The organism is Alicyclobacillus acidocaldarius subsp. acidocaldarius DSM 446 (genome assembly GCF_000024285.1).
GTDB classification, from domain to species: Bacteria; Bacillota; Bacilli; order Alicyclobacillales; family Alicyclobacillaceae; genus Alicyclobacillus; species Alicyclobacillus acidocaldarius.
Window position 1 is genome coordinate 71,168 of the sequence record NC_013207.1, and the last position, 16,131, is coordinate 87,298.

General features: G+C 59.0%; 25 protein-coding genes. 23 read left to right on the top strand and 2 right to left on the bottom strand.

The genetic code is table 11. The features are described 5' to 3' along the window. Nucleotides 1–422 precede the first annotated feature (422 nt). The 8 genes from AACI_RS15360 to AACI_RS15395 all read left to right on the top strand — a co-directional run bounded on the left by AACI_RS15360 (nt 423) and on the right by AACI_RS15395 (nt 3,935). Nucleotides 423–1,256, top strand: a complete 834-nt coding sequence (locus AACI_RS15360) for a type II secretion system F family protein (RefSeq protein ID WP_245530851.1) — start codon at nt 423–425, stop codon at nt 1,254–1,256. 13 nt (nt 1,257–1,269) lie between these two features. Beyond that, nucleotides 1,270–1,494 (top strand): hypothetical protein, encoded by a 225-nt coding sequence (locus AACI_RS15365; RefSeq protein WP_012812229.1) that lies wholly within the window; start codon nt 1,270–1,272, stop codon nt 1,492–1,494. A 399-nt stretch (nt 1,495–1,893) separates the two neighbouring features. Continuing rightward, the gene (locus tag AACI_RS15370; RefSeq protein WP_041708593.1) at nt 1,894–2,103 is read left to right on the top strand and encodes a hypothetical protein; all 210 of its coding nucleotides are present in this window, start codon (nt 1,894–1,896) and stop codon (nt 2,101–2,103) included. Nucleotides 2,104–2,124: 21 nt separating this feature from the next. Then, on the top strand, nt 2,125–2,358 hold the full coding sequence (locus AACI_RS15375; protein WP_012812232.1) for a hypothetical protein: 234 nt from the start codon (nt 2,125–2,127) through the stop codon (nt 2,356–2,358). A 19-nt stretch (nt 2,359–2,377) separates the two neighbouring features. After that, a complete protein-coding gene (locus AACI_RS15380; protein ID WP_012812233.1) occupies nt 2,378–2,602 on the top strand; it encodes a hypothetical protein in 225 nt (74 codons plus the stop codon). Continuing rightward, nucleotides 2,602–2,850 carry a hypothetical protein gene (locus AACI_RS15385; RefSeq protein ID WP_012812234.1) on the top strand — a complete coding sequence of 83 codons (249 nt, stop codon included), beginning with the start codon at nt 2,602–2,604 and terminating at the stop codon, nt 2,848–2,850. Before AACI_RS15380 ends, AACI_RS15385 begins: the two co-directional genes overlap by 1 nt. 119 nt (nt 2,851–2,969) lie before the next feature. Further along, the gene (locus AACI_RS15390) at nt 2,970–3,371 is read left to right on the top strand and encodes a hypothetical protein (protein WP_245530852.1); all 402 of its coding nucleotides are present in this window, start codon (nt 2,970–2,972) and stop codon (nt 3,369–3,371) included. A gap of 18 nt (nt 3,372–3,389) precedes the next feature. Beyond that, nucleotides 3,390–3,935: a ParM/StbA family protein gene (locus tag AACI_RS15395; RefSeq protein ID WP_012812236.1), complete on the top strand. Its 546-nt coding sequence runs from the start codon at nt 3,390–3,392 to the stop codon at nt 3,933–3,935. Nucleotides 3,936–4,106: 171 nt separating this feature from the next. Here AACI_RS15395 and AACI_RS15400 read toward each other — a convergent pair whose 3' ends face one another. Beyond that, nucleotides 4,107–5,324, bottom strand: a complete 1,218-nt coding sequence (locus AACI_RS15400) for an IS256 family transposase (RefSeq protein ID WP_012810845.1) — start codon at nt 5,322–5,324, stop codon at nt 4,107–4,109. A 116-nt stretch (nt 5,325–5,440) separates the two neighbouring features. Here AACI_RS15400 and AACI_RS15405 point away from each other — a divergent pair, with 116 nt between their 5' ends. The 11 genes from AACI_RS15405 to AACI_RS15455 all read left to right on the top strand — a co-directional run bounded on the left by AACI_RS15405 (nt 5,441) and on the right by AACI_RS15455 (nt 13,840). After that, nucleotides 5,441–5,899, top strand: a complete 459-nt coding sequence (locus tag AACI_RS15405; RefSeq protein ID WP_342626169.1) for a hypothetical protein — start codon at nt 5,441–5,443, stop codon at nt 5,897–5,899. Nucleotides 5,900–5,916: 17 nt separating this feature from the next. After that, the gene (locus AACI_RS15410; RefSeq protein ID WP_012810000.1) at nt 5,917–6,600 is read left to right on the top strand and encodes an EAL domain-containing protein; all 684 of its coding nucleotides are present in this window, start codon (nt 5,917–5,919) and stop codon (nt 6,598–6,600) included. A 561-nt stretch (nt 6,601–7,161) separates the two neighbouring features. Further along, on the top strand, nt 7,162–7,824 hold the full coding sequence (locus tag AACI_RS15415) for a hypothetical protein (RefSeq protein WP_012812238.1): 663 nt from the start codon (nt 7,162–7,164) through the stop codon (nt 7,822–7,824). After that, nucleotides 7,824–8,267 carry a disulfide bond formation protein B gene (locus AACI_RS17160; protein WP_342626170.1) on the top strand — a complete coding sequence of 148 codons (444 nt, stop codon included), beginning with the start codon at nt 7,824–7,826 and terminating at the stop codon, nt 8,265–8,267. Before AACI_RS15415 ends, AACI_RS17160 begins: the two co-directional genes overlap by 1 nt. Before the next feature lie 150 nt (nt 8,268–8,417). Continuing rightward, nucleotides 8,418–8,633, top strand: coding sequence for a hypothetical protein (locus AACI_RS15425; protein ID WP_012812240.1), 216 nt, complete (start codon nt 8,418–8,420; stop codon nt 8,631–8,633). 11 nt (nt 8,634–8,644) lie between these two features. Further along, the gene (locus AACI_RS15430; RefSeq protein ID WP_012812241.1) at nt 8,645–9,085 is read left to right on the top strand and encodes a hypothetical protein; all 441 of its coding nucleotides are present in this window, start codon (nt 8,645–8,647) and stop codon (nt 9,083–9,085) included. After that, nucleotides 9,048–10,148, top strand: a complete 1,101-nt coding sequence (locus tag AACI_RS15435) for an AAA family ATPase (protein WP_049763382.1) — start codon at nt 9,048–9,050, stop codon at nt 10,146–10,148. Before AACI_RS15430 ends, AACI_RS15435 begins: the two co-directional genes overlap by 38 nt. Continuing rightward, nucleotides 10,136–10,921: an SAF domain-containing protein gene (locus tag AACI_RS15440; protein WP_012812243.1), complete on the top strand. Its 786-nt coding sequence runs from the start codon at nt 10,136–10,138 to the stop codon at nt 10,919–10,921. The genes AACI_RS15435 and AACI_RS15440 overlap by 13 nt, the downstream gene beginning before the upstream one ends. After that, nucleotides 10,905–12,173, top strand: coding sequence for an ATPase, T2SS/T4P/T4SS family (locus AACI_RS15445; RefSeq protein WP_012812244.1), 1,269 nt, complete (start codon nt 10,905–10,907; stop codon nt 12,171–12,173). The genes AACI_RS15440 and AACI_RS15445 overlap by 17 nt, the downstream gene beginning before the upstream one ends. Continuing rightward, nucleotides 12,170–13,033, top strand: coding sequence for a type II secretion system F family protein (locus AACI_RS15450; protein WP_012812245.1), 864 nt, complete (start codon nt 12,170–12,172; stop codon nt 13,031–13,033). The genes AACI_RS15445 and AACI_RS15450 overlap by 4 nt, the downstream gene beginning before the upstream one ends. Further along, nucleotides 13,034–13,840, top strand: coding sequence for a type II secretion system F family protein (locus tag AACI_RS15455; RefSeq protein WP_012812246.1), 807 nt, complete (start codon nt 13,034–13,036; stop codon nt 13,838–13,840). A 39-nt stretch (nt 13,841–13,879) separates the two neighbouring features. On the opposite strand, the gene AACI_RS15460 is transcribed toward AACI_RS15455, so the two are convergent. Next, entirely contained in the window at nt 13,880–14,146 is a 267-nt protein-coding gene (locus AACI_RS15460; protein ID WP_041708577.1) for a hypothetical protein, read from the bottom strand. On the opposite strand from AACI_RS15460, the gene AACI_RS15465 reads away from it, so the two are divergent. From AACI_RS15465 to AACI_RS15480, 4 genes are read left to right on the top strand one after another with little or no spacing between them, the layout of a single operon-like run. After that, entirely contained in the window at nt 14,145–14,573 is a 429-nt protein-coding gene (locus tag AACI_RS15465; protein ID WP_012812247.1) for a hypothetical protein, read from the top strand. The two genes, AACI_RS15460 and AACI_RS15465, sit on opposite strands and share 2 nt — an antisense overlap. A gap of 42 nt (nt 14,574–14,615) precedes the next feature. Then, on the top strand, nt 14,616–15,212 hold the full coding sequence (locus AACI_RS15470) for a hypothetical protein (RefSeq protein ID WP_012812248.1): 597 nt from the start codon (nt 14,616–14,618) through the stop codon (nt 15,210–15,212). A 46-nt stretch (nt 15,213–15,258) separates the two neighbouring features. Further along, entirely contained in the window at nt 15,259–15,669 is a 411-nt protein-coding gene (locus AACI_RS15475) for a prepilin peptidase (protein WP_245530853.1), read from the top strand. Further along, nucleotides 15,666–16,112 carry a hypothetical protein gene (locus AACI_RS15480; RefSeq protein WP_012812250.1) on the top strand — a complete coding sequence of 149 codons (447 nt, stop codon included), beginning with the start codon at nt 15,666–15,668 and terminating at the stop codon, nt 16,110–16,112. Before AACI_RS15475 ends, AACI_RS15480 begins: the two co-directional genes overlap by 4 nt. Nucleotides 16,113–16,131: the final 19 nt, after the last annotated feature.

Sequence of the window (16,131 nt, forward strand, 5' to 3'; positions counted from 1 at the left end):
GCGGGTATATGTATGGCTGGCGCAACCCTTGGATTCATTGTCATTCATCAAGTTTGGAAAGAAGTGTTTGGGGATCATCCATACCGTTCTTACCAACTCGTGTGGTATGCGCTTGTGCAACAAATGGAGCGTTGGAACTACAAGAGGTGTCGTCGGTGGACAGCTTGGAGTGCATTTTATCTCCGGACGCGCAAACATGTTCCTTTGCGCGCTCGCCTGGCCTTGTATGCCTATTCCAGTTGGGGGATGGAACCTCTCCTAATGGATGGTGTTGCGCTAGCTCGATCGTTGGGAATTAGCGTAGAAGACCTTGTATCTCGCATGCCACCTGAGAAACTCAAAACCGAGACGTCAAATTAGGAGGCTTCAAAATGCTATACATCCTCTTGCCTTTGCTCTTCGTATGGGCCGGTTGGCCAATCGTGAAGCGCGTGGACCCCGTGGTGGGGGACACCTGGTACCGTGTCCGTCGGCAGTACCGCTTAACAGAGGGCAAATCCCCGGCGGAGCGGATCAAGCGCCTCGTCTACGGCTATCTGGAGGCGGTGATCCCCGCTTCGTGGCTTGCGCCGTTTGACCGCATCCTGGTGCTTTCGGGTCAGGCGGGGAAGCGTCGTGCGCTTGACATTCTGCTTATCCAGGCGGGGATGCTCGCAATTGTGATTTTCCTCACTGTCTGGGCAAAGCATACGCCGACGTGGTTCATCCTGCTCTATGGCTTTTTGGTCATGGTCATCCCGTGGCGGCGGTGGTATCGGCGCATCCAGGCCCGGCGTCGGGACGCGGCGTGGCAAGTGCGTCAGTTAAAGCGCCGTTTCGTGAGCCTGCTTCGTCGGCGAATCCCGCTCGAAGAAGCCCTGTGGCAGATCGCGAGAGACGCTGCGGCTCAGCGGACGGACTTCGGTCGGCGATTTGTTGCACGGATGCAGGAGGCACGTGTCAGACCCTTGGGAGACGCACTTCATGATCTTGCGGAGGAGTTCCGTGTCCCAGAGTTGACGCGCTTCGTGCAGGCGATTCGGCATGCAGAAGCAAACAGCCTTGGGTCGCTCGCGGACATTCTGGAGACACAAATCCGTGACGAATCCGCGCAGCTCGATGAGCTTGTCGACGCTGAGAAGAACGCGATGCAACTCAAACTCCGCATGATGTCAGTCGTGATGTTTGTCTACATTCTCGGCTGGGCCGGATACTTCGCGTTCGCGGTGTTCCGGCATCAGATCCAGACGGGGCAAGGGATCTTGGGATTGTTCTGAGGAGGCGGCGCACATGGACAAGTGGATCTCCGGTGGACTTTTAATCATCGGTGTGTTGCTTCTCGCCGCCTTCATTCACCCCTATCTCGGACAATACGTGACCCAACAGGCCCAAGGTGAGCTACGGGGCAATCAACAAATGCTGAACGCCACGGCATATGCGCAGTATTCGAATCAGACGAGTTGCACGGAAGCGGGAGGAGTGTGGAATGAAACGACGGGCATTTGCCAACCTTGATCGCGAAACGAAAAAATTGATACTACTCATTCTATCCACCGTCTTCAATGTGGGTGTCATGTTGATGGCGGGATATTTGCGGTTCACATTTTTCTGGTTCTACACATCTTGGGCTTTTAGCGTTTTTATTACGACGTTTTTTGTTTTATACCGATTTGAGAATTTATCAATAGATCATTTTTCTGACCATACGAACGATGATAGCCAACATCACGAGATCTACGGATGTAGCGATCAAGAACATCACGAGGGGTGCCGCCCATTCGAAGAATAATCCACGTCTTTCGCCGCTTTCAGCCGCATGCTGAGAGCGGCGTTTTTTGTCTGTCGATCCCCGTATAGGACAAGGAGGGATGGGACATGAGGATTGCGATGCTGGCATTGTCGCGATTGGTTCAAATGTGGTGTGTTGAACAGTCCACACCGGCGCGCAAACGTGGCATCGGACATTTTGTCGCCATCGCGCTCACGGCTGCTGCGACGGCGGGATTTTTCATGATCGTGTATCCCGTTGCTCGACAAATGATGACGAGCACCGTTTCTGCGATGCAGCAGGTGCAGCAAACGGTACTGAACAGCACGATTTGCTCCTCGGGTAACTGCGCCTAAACGCAAGAGGAGGGAATTTTCATGAAGGGTAGTCAAGCATCATTGACGACGACCGTTGTGTGCACCCCGCGCTTGTTGCGGCGGCGTACACGCGGCATCGGGCATTTTGTGGCCATCGCCTTATCGGCTGCTGCGACGGCGGGATTTTTCATGATTGTGTATCCCGTTGCTCGACAAATGATGACGAGCACCGTTACTGCCATGCAACAGGCGCAGCAAACGGTACTGAACAGCACAATCGGGAATTCGACCTGAAGATGAGGGAGGCGTAACCATGGGGCGCGGGAGACTGTTGTTTTTAGCGTTTGTGGAATTCGTCTTCGCTGTATTGGCTGCCTGGATGGTCTATGCGTTTTTGCGCGTGCATGCGATGAGCGCGTTGCTTTTCGCCTTGATCGTCATGGCGGCTATGGCCTTTCTCATCTTCCGGTATCGGAAGCAAGCGGCCAAAGAACAGGAGGACGACGAGGACGCAGGAGACGACGAGGAGGAATGGTGATGTGGGGGTTTTTCTCGCAAGCGCGCGCAAACGTCCAACGTCTCGGTGCACGGCTTGCCGCGCGCGTCACATCCATCGAGCTTCGAGACGGGGCGTTCCGCTGGGACCAATTGATCACGCTCGCCGTGATCGTGGGCGCGATCTGGATCTTCGTGCAGAACATCCCTGCGCTTCGCAATTTGGCGGCGCAGACGATCTCGTCTATCGAGAACGCGATCAACAACATCTTGAACAGCGGGTCGCTGTAAGCCGGAAGCGGACGGCGGGGCTGGCGTGGGATCTCGTCTTCGCCCCGCTTTCATTCTGGCTGTTCGGTCTTGCACTGTACGTCTTGCTCGAGACTTTCGGCATCCTGATGCACGGGCTCATGATCGCAGAAATCACGGGTAATTACGCCCGGATCGCTGCCGCGGGCGACGGAACAGACCAAGCGACGGGGCAACCTGTCGTCCAAGAACTGACGCATGCCATTCAGCAGATCGTCCCCACAAGTGATGTACAAACAGGAACCACCGTTCCGACCGTCGCGATGTCTGCGAAAGAACTGGTGGTGGATATCCAAGACAACAGCGCAGAAAACAATGGTGTGCCGACACAGTTGACGACGACCGTGGAATACGCATTTGAAATGCCGCTGTCCGGATGGATTACATCGGTCCAGGTTCCCATTCCGGTGACATTGGTGTTCACTTATCCGATTTCACCATTGCTTCAGGAAAATGTATCCGGAATGTGGAATGGAACGTCGTGGAGCGGTCCCGCTTCGTAAGAAGGCGAGGGAAGAACGTTGATTGTCGGTCTTGACGTGGGATTCGGCCATTTGAAATGGACCACAGACGGGCACACCGTCCACCGCATGCCCGCGGTGGCGGCGCCCACTTGGACCGAACCGGATGTGGTCTCGGGGGACCATGCTTGGGTCGTGGGAGAACACGCGGAACGTGAGGACGCGACGCTCGCCGTGGCGCTGGATCACGAGCGGCTGTCGCGGCCTGAGTTTCAAGCGCTTCTTGGCTATGTGTTCGTCACGTTGCCGGATGAGCCGCTGCGTGTGGTTTCGGGGCTTCCCTATTCGGCGACCGATGCGGATCAGGTAATTTACGAACGTCAACTTCGGCAGGTGGTCGGGCCATACCAGGTTGGTGAACGGGTGTGGAAAGGTCCGGTTGCCTCGGTCACGCTCTTTCGCCAGGCGCAGGCAGCGCTCATCGACGCGCTGTTTGACGAGCGCAATCGGCCAAGGCGTCCGGAACTTTTGCAAGAGGGCCTGCGCATCGCGCTCGGTAGTGTCCCGTCAAGAGGTGTAAATTCACCGTTTGTGTCTACTGTGTGACATCGGTCGGCTTTGTCCCGTTCGGGGCGATATCGACCGTCTTCACGCGCTGTCAAGGGACGCTTCACTCGTCCTTCGGACGCCCTTGACAGCGCGCTCGCCGGTCGATTCCAAGCCATTAGGGGACAAAGCCTTGGTCTGCGAGCATGCTCGCACGCCCCTTCCCACACGTTATTTTTGCAACATCGCCTCGGCTGCGAGGAACGGACGGTTGGGCTTGAGTTTCGCCATCGACTCCAGGCTGAAATATCGCCGCGACACCAGCCACTCTTCGTGCTGCTCTTGCAAAATCGCTCCAGCGAGGCGCACTACCGATGCTCGATTCGGGAAAATCCCCACGACGTCCATCCGCCGACGCATCTCTCGATTGAGCCGCTCGAGCGGGTTGGTCGAGCAGATCTGCCGCCAGTGCTCGATAGGTAGCGCCATAAAGGCCAGCACGTCCTCCTCTGCTGCCTCCAAAATGTCCATCGCCTTCGGGAAACGCCCCCGGAGTTCCGCGACCACTCGGCGAAGCTGCTCGCGGGCCGCTTCTTGCGTGGGCTGGGTGAAGATCGTCCGGATGATCGAGGCCACCATCGACTGCTCCCTCTTCGGCACTTGGCTCAACACGTTCCGAATCGTGTGCACTTTGCAGCGTTGCCACGTCGCGCCCGTCAGCACTTCCGAAATGGCCTGGCGCAAGCCTGCGTGCGCATCGCTCACCACCAGACGCACGCCCCGAAGACCTCGCGCCTTCAGGCTGCGCAGAAAGTCCGACCAGAACGCGCCGTCCTCGCTCGTTCCGACATCGAATCCGAGTACTTCGCGCTCTCCGGTGTCCGTGACGCCAATGGCGATGACCAGCGCCATGCTCTGCACGCGGCCGCCCTCCCGCACCTTCGGGAACGTGGCATCCAGCCACACGTACGGATACTCACGCTCGAGCGGCCGCTCCTTGAACTGGCGAACCTCTTCATCGATGAGCTGGCAGAGGCGAGACACCTCGCTTTTGCTAATGCCATCCAGGCCCAACGCTCGCACCAGGTCATCGACCTTGCGGGTGCTCACGCCCTTCACGTACGCTTCCTGGATCACAGAAGCCAGCGCTTGTTCCGCTCGACGCCTGGGCTCCAGAATGGAAGGGAAGAAGCTGCCCTGACGGAGCTTTGGAATCTTCAAATCGACCGTCCCGAGGCGCGTGTCCCAGGCCCTTGAACGATAGCCGTTTCGTTGTGTGACACGGCTCTCCGTCCGCTCATAGCGCTCGGCACCGATTTTCTCTGCGGCTTCCGCATCGATGAGGAACTGCGTCACGAGTTGCATCAATTCCCGTAAAAAATCGATCTGATCCACGTCTTGCATCTTGCGAATCCATTCGAGAACTGCGAAGCTATTGAGCGAAGCCATCGTTGCGTGCCTCCTACTTTTGGTGTTGGTCACACTTAGTAGACACGCACGGTGGCTTCTTCGTCAATTGGGGACGACGAATTTTACACCACCACTTGAGACTCTAACTCGCGCTCATCGACGTCGGGTACAAGACGACGGATGTCGTCGTGGCGGTGCTCTTCCCGGCCTATCAGATTGTGCGGGAGATGAGCCTGAGCCTGGATGTTGGGGTGCATAACGTTGAGGCCATGCTGCAACGGGCGTATCAGCGGGCTTACGGCGCCGAAATGCTGGACCGGGAGCGGATGCGGCTCGCGCTGGACGGGAAGCGCATCTATCGCTTTGGACAGCCCGTGACGCTGCCTGTGGACGAGGCGCGGCGGCAGGTGGCGGAGCGCATTCGGGCAGGTGTCGTGCAACATTGGGGGCGGGCGATCTCCACGGTTGCGCGCGTGTTTCTCGCAGGAGGCGGCGCAGCGCTTCTCGGCGCGTATTTGGCGCAACCGCCGCTTGTGGCGGAGATGGTCCCGGATCCGCAGGGAGCCAACGCGCGAGGGTTCTACAAATTGGGGCGGTTTGCGGAAACGGCGTAAGAGAGGAGAAACCGCCGATGTCGAGTCTCTTAACGGTGTACTTTCAACCCATCTGGGACTTGTGGACGCGCACGGTGGTGGGGTATGAGGCGCTCGTTCGGGGACAACGGGCAGATCGAGTGATCTCGGCGCATGAGGTGTTTCGGGAGGCTGGTGAACACGGCGGGGCCGTGGCGGTCGACGCGGAGGCGCGGCGCATGGCGCTCGAACGGCTGTCCTATCTGCCGCAGGAGACACGACTGTTCGTGAACCTGCTGCCGAAGACGGTGGAGACGATCGCGCCCCATCTTTGGTTTCCGCGCGGCGCGCGTCTGGAGCGCATCGTCGTCGAGGTCTCCGAGCGCACCAAGCGCGCGGAGCGGTTACAACAAGGGCTCACGCCCCTTCGCCTCCATGGCCTTCAGGTGGCGCTGGATGATTACGGCGTGGAACGCACCAACCTGCACCTGCTCGAGGTCTTGCAGCCGGAGTGGATCAAGCTGGACCTGTCGTTTGTGCGGGAGGGACGCTGGGAGTTGATTCGCAGCTTGCGACGGTTCGTCGAGGATTGGCCTGGAATGCACCTGATTGTAGAGGGCGTCGAGTCCAAGGTGGACATTGAGCGCTGTCTGGACGCCGGCGTGCGGTACATGCAGGGGTTCGCGCTCGGGATCCCGCTGCCGTTGACAGACGCCCTCCGCGTCGAGGTGGATCCCAGATGATCTTCGTGCCTGAATTGGCGCAAGTGTTGTTGCCGTGGTGGGTCCTGGGCGTATGGTTGGAACCGAGCTGGTGGTGGGTGTGGGCGCCTGTTGGGACGTATCTCGCCGCCACGCACATCGCGTTACGGTGGGCCGCAAGGAAAAGTAGACGGGATGGATTTCAGCGCGTGATCCGATTGCCGGTCGCGCGCTTTGTTGTTGAATTGCTTCTCCGCGGGAAAGTTCACGTACCACGCGGTGTGCCTTGTTATCTGCTTCACATTCGCACAGAGGAACTGCGGGATGTCCGTCGATTCCGACGGGAGTTGGAGGCGGATATCCAACACGGGCTTGCGCTCGGGCCTGGATTTTACGTGGGGAACACGTACTCGGATGTGGGTTTGCACGTGCGGCGTTTTGCGCCCAATGCCGTCACGGTGATACCGGGAACGTTCTTCCCACGCTGGCTGCAATGCTGGGGTGACGTGAGGCGGCAACAGCAGCAAATGGCCGGGCGAGCGATGAACGAAGGCGAACGATGGTATCTTCTCGCAATCTACGTCACGAAGGAGGCGAAAGCTTGTGCGATTCAAGCCGTGGATGAAGTACACAATCACCGGGCTTTGCGGTGTTGTGATTGGAATCAATGTGGGGGTGTGGATCGGCGCGCCGCGGCAAGTCACGGTCGAAATGCCGGGAGCGACGCAAGCGCCGTCATCCAATCCCACCGTGGCGACACCTGAACCTGCGAACTCGATCACGGACCCGGCCAAACCCGCATGGGAGGGTCTGCAACAGGCAAGCGCGTCGTTTCTCCAGACGATCTTCCGCACACCGGTGCTGAACGCGCAAGGGAAGAGTGTGCCGATGCCGACGGACAAGCCGATCTTATTCTCTGCGCCCTGGTGCCCTTTCTGTAAGGAAACAGAAGAGTTGCTTATCAAAAATCACCTGATGAACCGCCTGACGATTGTCGGTGTGGCCCTAAACGGCGGCGAACCTTCCGAAGGAATTCCGGCGCGAACGGTGACCAACGCCGCACAAGCGCAGGAAGCGTTCAAACTCGACTGGGCTCATTACGGCATACGTTACCCGACAGATGGGATCTTGTACGCCATGCCCGGGACGCCCATTGACCAGGCTGTCCAGTCGTATCCGACGTTCCTCATCCCTCATGACGGCAAGTGGTATGTCGAGATCGGTTACAATTCCTCTGTATCGTTCTGGAAGGCGGTGCTTGGATGATGTGGCGGTGGGTTCGAATTCGTCGCGGACTCGGGATCGTCATTCCTGCGATTGCGCTGAGTGTAAGTGCATACTGGAGCCTTGTGCTCCACTGGTCGGCGTGTGTGATGTGCTGGTCGGAACGTCTGTTGCTCGCAACGACGCTCTTCGGATGGGCGATAGACTTGCCTTGGCTCGTGGCCTTCGCTTCCGCCTCCGGTTTGGTGGTCTCAGCAGCACAGTGGTGGATGCAGCTTCGAGCAGTCCATGCGGCTTTTTGCTCCACGACGGCGCCATGTGACATTTCGTACTTCCAGTTGGGGCCGCTTACTACGGCCGGACTCGCGACGATAGTGTTTGCAGCGCTAACAGCATTAGCACTGGATCGGCTCGCACATGTACCGAGGCAAGCCAAGAAAATGGGTGGAATGCTGTTCCGGTCAGAGATTCAATCTGGTCGTTAGGTTAGAAAGGGCGTCCGTGTTCGTGGACATCCTTTGGTGGGTCACAAAAGAAATTGACGGAGGAGCCGCTTCGCTCTTGAGTGAGGCGGCTTTCGTTTTGTCCTGCAACTCGTGCTCCAGTGAAGACCAAATCTCAAGGAGGAGTCTTGCATGTTGTTCAATCTGCTGTGGCGTTTTGCGGTGATCGGATTTCTGCTCGGAGGCGGCGTCATCAACTTTGTCTTTTGGAAGCAAGACAACGAACACAAACCTGAGAGGACGCAGGTGCTGGGCCGGACGTTGCTGGGAGGGTTCATCGGTCTCGTCGTATTCGTGATTGCTGGGATCGTGTTCTACATGAGTGTGCCTCATCACCCTGTCCACTGAGGCGAACGCTGATGCGACTGACCAAATATTACATCGCGCGGCGCAGGCGGGACGGCTGGATCGAGGTGAGCTTCGCGCCGCGCCTCGTCCTCTATGCGCTCGATCGCGAAGGATTCTTCCGCGCCCGCGACGAGGCGTATGACAAGCTCGCGTGGTTACTGCCGCCCCACGCGAAAGGCGTGATTTCGCGAAGCGTGTGGCTGCGTTACCCGGCCGAAGAAGGGTGGGAAACGCGCGAGGTGCCGCTTCGGTGGTGGCAAAGACTCGTGCTTGTCTCCTGGTATCTCATGAACACGGAAAACTGGGGCCGAGAACCTGGCAAGTCGTGGTGGGCGATTGGACGCGAAACCATCACGGAGGCACGGATGTCGCGCGAGCGATTCGTTGATTGGCGGCGCGGAAAGGAGGGGGCGAATGCGGTATCTCATCACGGACTGGGACGAACTCCATGAGGCTTTGAGCGACGTGCCGCACCAATGGCGCGCCACTTGCCCTTTGCCCGTGGCGGGCGACGCCTGGGTGGTCGAGGCGCCGTTTGCCGAGCCTGAGACGTTGGCGGAAGCCGTTCGGAGCGGTGTCTCGGTGCTTCTCGTCGGAAGCCCTGGGCAAGTGGATCCGGCGATCCGCACGATTCAAGGGCTCGAGTGGCAGGTGGGGGAGGAGCTCGATCCGGAAGCGATCCTCGCTTGGATGCGCACGCATGGAGAGACCAAGGCGCCAAGGCCCGCGATCCGAAAGCACGCGGAAGCTGCCACGGGCGTGGTGGCGGTCTTTGCCGGGCTATTGCCGACCGGCGGCGGGGTGGGGAAGGATACGTTGGCGCTCAACACCGCCGCGTGGCTGGCCAAACGCAAGATCGACGTGGCCGTTGCCGATCTCGACCCTTTCGGCACGCTCGGTTCGAAACTTCGGGAGGCGTCCTTTGAGACCGTCGATATTTTCGCCGAGGAGCGGCCCGAGCCGGATGTGGAGACGATTCGACGGATGTTCGCACCTGTAAAACTCGGCTTTGGTTTGTTGCCATCGAGCGGCCAGGGGACGGTGCTTCCTGGAGACGGGGTGAAACGCCTGATTCACGCTGCGCGACGCGCGTTTTCTGTGACGATCCTGAATCTCGGGAGCGGGCAGACCAACGCCTATTACGCGGCGCTGGAAGCCGCGACGCATGCGTATCTGGTCGGCCAGGGCGATCGAGGCAAGTTCCGTGCGTACAAGCGAGCGCTTGAGGAGTTGACGCCGCTTTGTCGTCAAGCGCCACGGGTCATCTTGAATCGGTTTTACGACAAGGACGCGCCAAGGCTTTGGGAGGAGGAGTTCGCGGGATCGCCGCCCTTTGCGGCGATCTTCGAAGACAGGCGTGTGTTCGAGGCGACGGAAGCGGGCGAAGCGGCGGCGCTGAAGGATCCGAAACGCCCGTTTGGGCGAGCGATTGAGAAGATTGTGCAGGACATTCTTGGCGAAGAGCAAGCGAGCGAAGAGCCGAGAAAGGAGGCGAGGCGCAAATGGCTATGGTGAGCAAGGCCACCATGGGGCTTGGCCTTTTGGGGGTCGGTGTCGCGGTGTGGTTGGACTGGATGGTGCTTGAGCGTGCTCATGCCACTGTGGAAATTCCAGTGGCTTCGCAGACCATTTTGCCATATACCACGATTACGCCGTCAGATATCACTTGGAAACCAGTGCCCCGCGCAGCGGTGCCGAGTGACCTCGTGACCAACCCTGTGGGGAGACTTACGGTGCTTGGCGTTGCCGCAGGTGATCCGATTGAATCGAGTGAACTCGCCGCACAGGGATCCCTGCAGGCCTATGCGGCGTCTCAAAACGATGTGTTGGTGCCTGTGAATGTGAGTCCTTCGCCGATTACGGAAGCCGTGACGCCAGGCGCAACCGTGACGTTGGTGGTGAATGGCGTCGTCTATCACGATGTCCTCGTCGTTGCGACGAATGGGTCGAATGCGGGAGCCCTTCGTTCCATCACCAATCCCAATAGCCAGAACACGAACACTTGGGTGGTCATGGTGCCGTGGCAAGAGGGTGAAGCGTTGCTGAATCAAACCGCTCAGGTTGTGCTCGGAAATGTGCCGCAAAACGCGATCACGACAGGCGTGTTGCCCAATGGGACGACCATGGTGATTCAAGGCTCAACGCCTACGACCAACACGACCGCTTCAGGAACCTTGGCGCAACCGCCCGCAAACTACGGCAACACCGAGACGCTGCCCGAAGTCCAGCCTGGCCAGCACGTCACGATCCCGGCGACCGGAGGGACAACCCATGCGTCCAAGCGTTGACGATGCGCCACGGCGCGCGCTGAACCTGAACGTGGCGTCGATCGAATCCTACAAGCGCGCCTTGTTGCAGGAGCTGAGCAGGGAGACGGACTTCCTGTCACAAGTGCCCGACCGCACGGCGATGGCCTGGCAGTTGGCGACGCTCTCAAGGCGTGTGAACATCCCAACGGAAGTTCAGCGTACCGTGATCGACGCCATCTTGGCGGATGTGTACGACTATAGCATTCTCACGGAGCTTAAGGCCCGGCCCAAGGTGACGACGATTTGGGTCGCGGGCGATCGATGGGTCGAGTATCGCGAGGGCGGCGTGATCAAACGCTGGCATCGGCGCTTTGAAAACCTGGAAGACGTGTATCGATTCATCGAGCACAAACTCACCGGGACGCCGTTCCGATACGCCCGCAATGTGCCGGAGATCGACGCCATTCTGTCCGACGGCTCCCGTTTCCATGTGAAGCAGGGACCTTGCGGAATCACGGTCGAGGCTGGCGAAGGGCGGCGCGTGGTGCAGACGTTGCCGCTCATCACGATTCGGCAGTTTGTCTATCCGTATCCGTTAAGGGAACTGGTCAAGGATCCGTGGCTATACAAGTACTTGTCGCTGTTGCCTCTGCTCGGAGAATCGCTGTTGGTGACGGGCGCTCAGGAGTCGGGCAAAACGACCATGCTGAACGCCCTGACGGCGTTTCTGCCGCCGTGTCGGCTCATCATCATCGAGGAAGCGCCGGAGATGCAGCCTCAGCATCCCGACACGATCCGCCTCTGGAGCCGCGGCGTGGTAGGGACGCAAGGCTATGTGTCGATGGCGCAAAACCTAAAGGCTTCTTTACGAATGACAGGCGACGCGATGCTCGTGGGCGAGGTGCGAGACCCCGAGGTGTTGTGGATCTTCTTGGAGATGGCAAACCTCGGACTGATATGGGTGGCGACCACGCTCCATGCCTCGTCGGCGGAGGACGCCTTGCTCAGAGTGCGGATGCTCGGGATTTCGGCGCCGCCCCGTCCTGCGGAGGATACGGTGGCGTACCAGTTGGCCCGGGGCATCACACACGTCATCCACTTGGAGCGTAACGGGGAGTACCGCGGCGTCGTCGAGGTGCGCGAGATCACAGGATTTGAGAACGGTCGGATTCTTTCGCGGCCCGTGTTTGTGCGCGACGCGCGCACGGGCGACTTTATCTTCCACGGGGTGTCGGAACGCTTCAAGGCGAAGGCCTTGGCCCAAGGCGTGTCCCTGGAGGGATTGGCATGACGGGCATGGCCATTCTGGTGCTCGTGATTTCGCTGGGGCTCGTCTGGTGGACTCCCTTCATCTCGCGCTGGGAGACGCGCGAGAAACGCAAGCCGTTTCTCACGGAGGGCCGTCTGCCCGTCCAAACACCTTCCTACGTCGAGCGATTTCAAGCGGAGCTCGAGCGCTGGGGGTGGAGCGTCTCGAAACGCGTGATTACGCTCGCGTGGACAGGCTTAGCCTTGGTGGGCGCTCTGCTTCCGCAGGTGTTCGGCGACCCGATCTGGATGTCGTTCGGGCTCGCGGCGCTGTGCGCCTGTTTGCCGTTTCCTGTGTTTCGCGTGCTCAAGACGCGTTACGTGTGGCGGGTCGAAAAAGGACTGCGTGAGACGGCGCTGCCGCTGGGACTCTCGGTGCTCGAAGCGACGGAGGATGTAGGACTGGCGATTGAGGACATCCTGCGCCACGGCAAAGATCCTGTGATTCAACGAGAGTTCGAGGCGATTCGGGCGCGCGTCCAGGCGCTCGGGCTGCCGCCTGAAGACGCCCTGGTGGAACACGCGATGCAGTCCGGCGTCCCCGCCTTTCAATGGCTGGCCCAGTACACGCGGACACTCAAACGCTACGGTGCGAATCCGTCGACGATCTGGCGCGACGTGTTGACCGATCTGCAGGACCAGGCGCAGTTTCGCAGCATGATGAGGGCGAAGACCGCGTTCTACCGCTACGGTGCGTATGTGTTCGGCGCGGGAGGACTCTTCGGACTCATGGCGTTCTATCACGCGTATGCCCAGAGTCTCATCGGGTTTGTGCCGTGGGCGCTGTTGGCCTGGGCTGTGCTTGTCGGCGTGGGGGTTTATCGGATGGCGAGGTTGAGTTGAATGAAGACAGCGGCATTGTCTGCTCTCGCAGTGTCGGGGTTTCTCCTTTGGTTGGTGCCTTGGATTCAGCGCCTGGAGACGTGGTGGCACCGCCGGGTGTTCGTCGAGCTGCGATTTCAAAGTAGCTTGCGACAATGGGAGCGCCGTCTCGGGGATTGGCTCAGGCGATCACAGGTGAAACTCACGGCGCGGCAGTTTCTCCTGTTCTTGTTCTTCGCGGCGGTGTTGCTCCCTCTCATGATCTGGGGCGGTATGCACAGTCTGACGTTTGGCGTCGTTGTGGGCTGGAGCATGGCCGTGTACATGGCGATGTACCCCTGGCAGAAGCGCAAGCGGTTCGAGGACGACCTTCGCTTTGGGCTTCGACGCGTGAAGATGCTGATGGCTTCCCTCTATGAACGCGGCATCACGCCGGAGGACATGCTGCCGCTTCTCATCTCGGCGACAGACGGTGCGCTGAGGCAACTCTTGGAGCGGGCGTATCAGCGGATGCAGACAACTGACACACTCGCGGATGCTCTCACATGGATGGCACAAGAAACGGGACTTGCCGAGATGCGCCAGCTTGCGTCGGTCTGGATCCAGGCTGGGCGATACGAAGGGACGTCGCTTGAAACGCAGCTCAAGCAGATGGCGGTCGATGAGCGGGCGCAGTTTTTGTTTAACCTGGAGAAGCGCGCGGAGAGGAAGCGCATGAGCGTACTGTTTGAGGTGATTGCGTTCATTGCGCTGCCGACGATTTTTCTTGTGGGGATCCTGATTCTCATGCGGGCGTGGGCGGCGTTTGAGCACATGAGTGGTTTCTAAATTCCGATATCCCCTCTCTGCGAGAGCGCTTTTCATGCGCTAAATCAGCATTCGTTGAGCAATCTGGGACATCCAGTCGATGACGAATCCTATCATGACGCTCGTGAGGATGATCCATTGTACGGAGGTCCACCAATGCGGTTCGGAGCGACGTCGAACCCACATGTGGACACACTCCATCGCAAAAAGAATCAATGCCACAAGCGCGTACCATTCCCAATGGGCGCGAGCGGTGTGATAGAACGCCTGGAAAAATGCGTTTTGCAGTTGGTAGACGTAGTTTTGCAGAAGGAAAGGAGGATTCATGGTGCGCCGTCTCTCCCTGGCATCGTGGCTTCATGGTCTTGCGATCCTTATGCGCGTTATTCTCTTTTCTTTCTCCGGCGTCCCCATCGGTTTGTATCCATTTATTATCTATCACACAGTTGCCAATCCATCCGCAGTTTGGCTGATGTTCGCGATGCTAGTGTTGCCGATGATGGCATTCGCTTGTGTGCGCTGGTTCGAAATGCTGATCGCAACCCCTTGGTGGCCGCGCTGGTGGGGCAAGCTTTGGATCGCGCTTTCCATTTGCGCTGCGATTGTGTTCTGTCTCTTCCCGATCGAAAAAGCCACGATAGGGATGTGGTTTATCGCTTGTGAAGCCTACCTTGCAGCGTGCCTGATCGCCATGGCCTATCCGACGTTCGAGGAAATACGGGAACATGTGAGTCTTCGACAAGCCCAATCATAATCCCTGTCTGCTGCACCCCCTCTCCTATGAGAGGGGATTTTTATGCGCCGATTTCGGTCTACCGCACTCGCGGTGTTGACGTGCGGTCTGTGTTTAGCCACAACATCATGGCACATAGAGCGCGCGCACGCACTGATCGTCAATCAGACCTATACGGTGTCCTGCGGCTCGAATGGCTCTGCAGTTCTAACCGTCAACCCGAGCGGACAGACGAGCACGATTCCACTCACCATCGGCTGGCTTGGCGTCACGGGCCTGCTCGATCCGCCGACGCAAGAATTGAAGGTCGAAAACAGCAACACCTTCTTGCCGACGAGCCAATTCCCGGTCTACGCCCGAGCGGGAAGCGCGTTTACGACGCGGGTGTTCGTGTACCCGCCGGGGAACTGGCCGGTCACGGTCACCGAGACAGCGAGCATGGCGACATCGAACGGGACGATCTCCTGGACGGCGCAGACTCTCCAGGTGGCGCCACACCTCTACGTCGCAGGGTTCGTGCTACCCAAAGCCGCGAACGGGGACACGATCAACCTCACGGTTACCGCGACGGATAGCTGCGGTTCCGCGTCGCAGACATGGACGGATGTCGTGACGCTGGCGGGCAAGCCAGAATGGCAGCTTATCCACCTATCGAGTTGAAGGAGCGCTGGCAATGGTACTTTACGGACTTTTGTGGCTCTTTCTATTGGCTTGTTTGTTGGAGGCGGCGTTCCATGACCTGCGCACGGAGACCATCCCGTGGTGGCTCACGATCTACGGGAGTGTGGTGGGTGTCCTATTGCACGCGTTGTTCCAGGGCGTGATGGGCGGTCTGAATAGCTTCATCGCCTGTGCCGTATGGTTTGCCCTTGCTGAACTTTTGTGGCGGGTGTCGCCGATCGGTGGTGGCGATCTCAATCTTCTTGCCATGTCGGCAGCATACACCGGACTTGTGGGTCCAGTACTCATCTATCTGCTGGCAGGGATCGTGCAAATTGGCGTGTACGTGGCGGCCTTCGCACGCGGCGATATGCGCTTTCAGCGTCCGTTTGCACCCGCGATCTTGGGCGGGGCGTGCCTCATGCTCCTGTGGCAACTCACGGTGGTGATCAAATGAGATCGCTCCTGCTCTGGATGCTCGTGATCTTCCCGACCTTCACCGCGGGACTTTGGGCGTGGAATGGGTATCACCTGATCACGTCCATCGACCAGCGTGTTCAGCAGGCAACCCAGGCCGCCGCGCTCGCCGCGGTGTCTCAGGCTCAACCCGTAGCAACGTACGACAGTCAAGGGGACGGGCAGATCACGTGGAGCCTCGACCCAAACGCAGCGTCGCAGTGGGCCACGACCGTGTTCCAACAGGCTCTTGCGAAGGCCAATATTCCCGGGCTGCAAACGTCGCCCGTGTCCATCACCGTCGTGAATGGCGGCACGGTGGTGGCCCATGAGACCGCGACGTACGCGGTGCCTGGTCTTGAGGCACCCATTGCGTATCTCTTTCAGGGCAAGATTTCCGACCAGATCACCTTGCCCGTGACTGCGACGGCGACGATCTCGTGAGCGACGAAAGGAGGGATGA

Coding starts and splice junctions, on each gene's coding strand:
- AACI_RS15380 (WP_012812233.1), top strand. CDS start 2,378: ATGGGGCGCGGGAGACTGTTGTTTTTAGCGTTTGTGGAATTCGTCTTC.
- AACI_RS15480 (WP_012812250.1), top strand. CDS start 15,666: ATGAGATCGCTCCTGCTCTGGATGCTCGTGATCTTCCCGACCTTCACC.
- AACI_RS15460 (WP_041708577.1), bottom strand. CDS start 14,146: ATGAATCCTCCTTTCCTTCTGCAAAACTACGTCTACCAACTGCAAAAC.
- AACI_RS15425 (WP_012812240.1), top strand. CDS start 8,418: ATGTTGTTCAATCTGCTGTGGCGTTTTGCGGTGATCGGATTTCTGCTC.
- AACI_RS15470 (WP_012812248.1), top strand. CDS start 14,616: ATGCGCCGATTTCGGTCTACCGCACTCGCGGTGTTGACGTGCGGTCTG.
- AACI_RS15370 (WP_041708593.1), top strand. CDS start 1,894: ATGTGGTGTGTTGAACAGTCCACACCGGCGCGCAAACGTGGCATCGGA.
- AACI_RS15445 (WP_012812244.1), top strand. CDS start 10,905: ATGCGTCCAAGCGTTGACGATGCGCCACGGCGCGCGCTGAACCTGAAC.
- AACI_RS15385 (WP_012812234.1), top strand. CDS start 2,602: ATGTGGGGGTTTTTCTCGCAAGCGCGCGCAAACGTCCAACGTCTCGGT.
- AACI_RS15410 (WP_012810000.1), top strand. CDS start 5,917: ATGTCGAGTCTCTTAACGGTGTACTTTCAACCCATCTGGGACTTGTGG.
- AACI_RS15440 (WP_012812243.1), top strand. CDS start 10,136: ATGGCTATGGTGAGCAAGGCCACCATGGGGCTTGGCCTTTTGGGGGTC.
- AACI_RS15430 (WP_012812241.1), top strand. CDS start 8,645: ATGCGACTGACCAAATATTACATCGCGCGGCGCAGGCGGGACGGCTGG.
- AACI_RS15465 (WP_012812247.1), top strand. CDS start 14,145: ATGGTGCGCCGTCTCTCCCTGGCATCGTGGCTTCATGGTCTTGCGATC.
- AACI_RS15375 (WP_012812232.1), top strand. CDS start 2,125: ATGAAGGGTAGTCAAGCATCATTGACGACGACCGTTGTGTGCACCCCG.
- AACI_RS15365 (WP_012812229.1), top strand. CDS start 1,270: ATGGACAAGTGGATCTCCGGTGGACTTTTAATCATCGGTGTGTTGCTT.
- AACI_RS15400 (WP_012810845.1), bottom strand. CDS start 5,324: ATGGCTTCGCTCAATAGCTTCGCAGTTCTCGAATGGATTCGCAAGATG.
- AACI_RS15435 (WP_049763382.1), top strand. CDS start 9,048: ATGCGGTATCTCATCACGGACTGGGACGAACTCCATGAGGCTTTGAGC.
- AACI_RS15450 (WP_012812245.1), top strand. CDS start 12,170: ATGACGGGCATGGCCATTCTGGTGCTCGTGATTTCGCTGGGGCTCGTC.
- AACI_RS15455 (WP_012812246.1), top strand. CDS start 13,034: ATGAAGACAGCGGCATTGTCTGCTCTCGCAGTGTCGGGGTTTCTCCTT.
- AACI_RS17160 (WP_342626170.1), top strand. CDS start 7,824: ATGTGGCGGTGGGTTCGAATTCGTCGCGGACTCGGGATCGTCATTCCT.
- AACI_RS15390 (WP_245530852.1), top strand. CDS start 2,970: ATGATCGCAGAAATCACGGGTAATTACGCCCGGATCGCTGCCGCGGGC.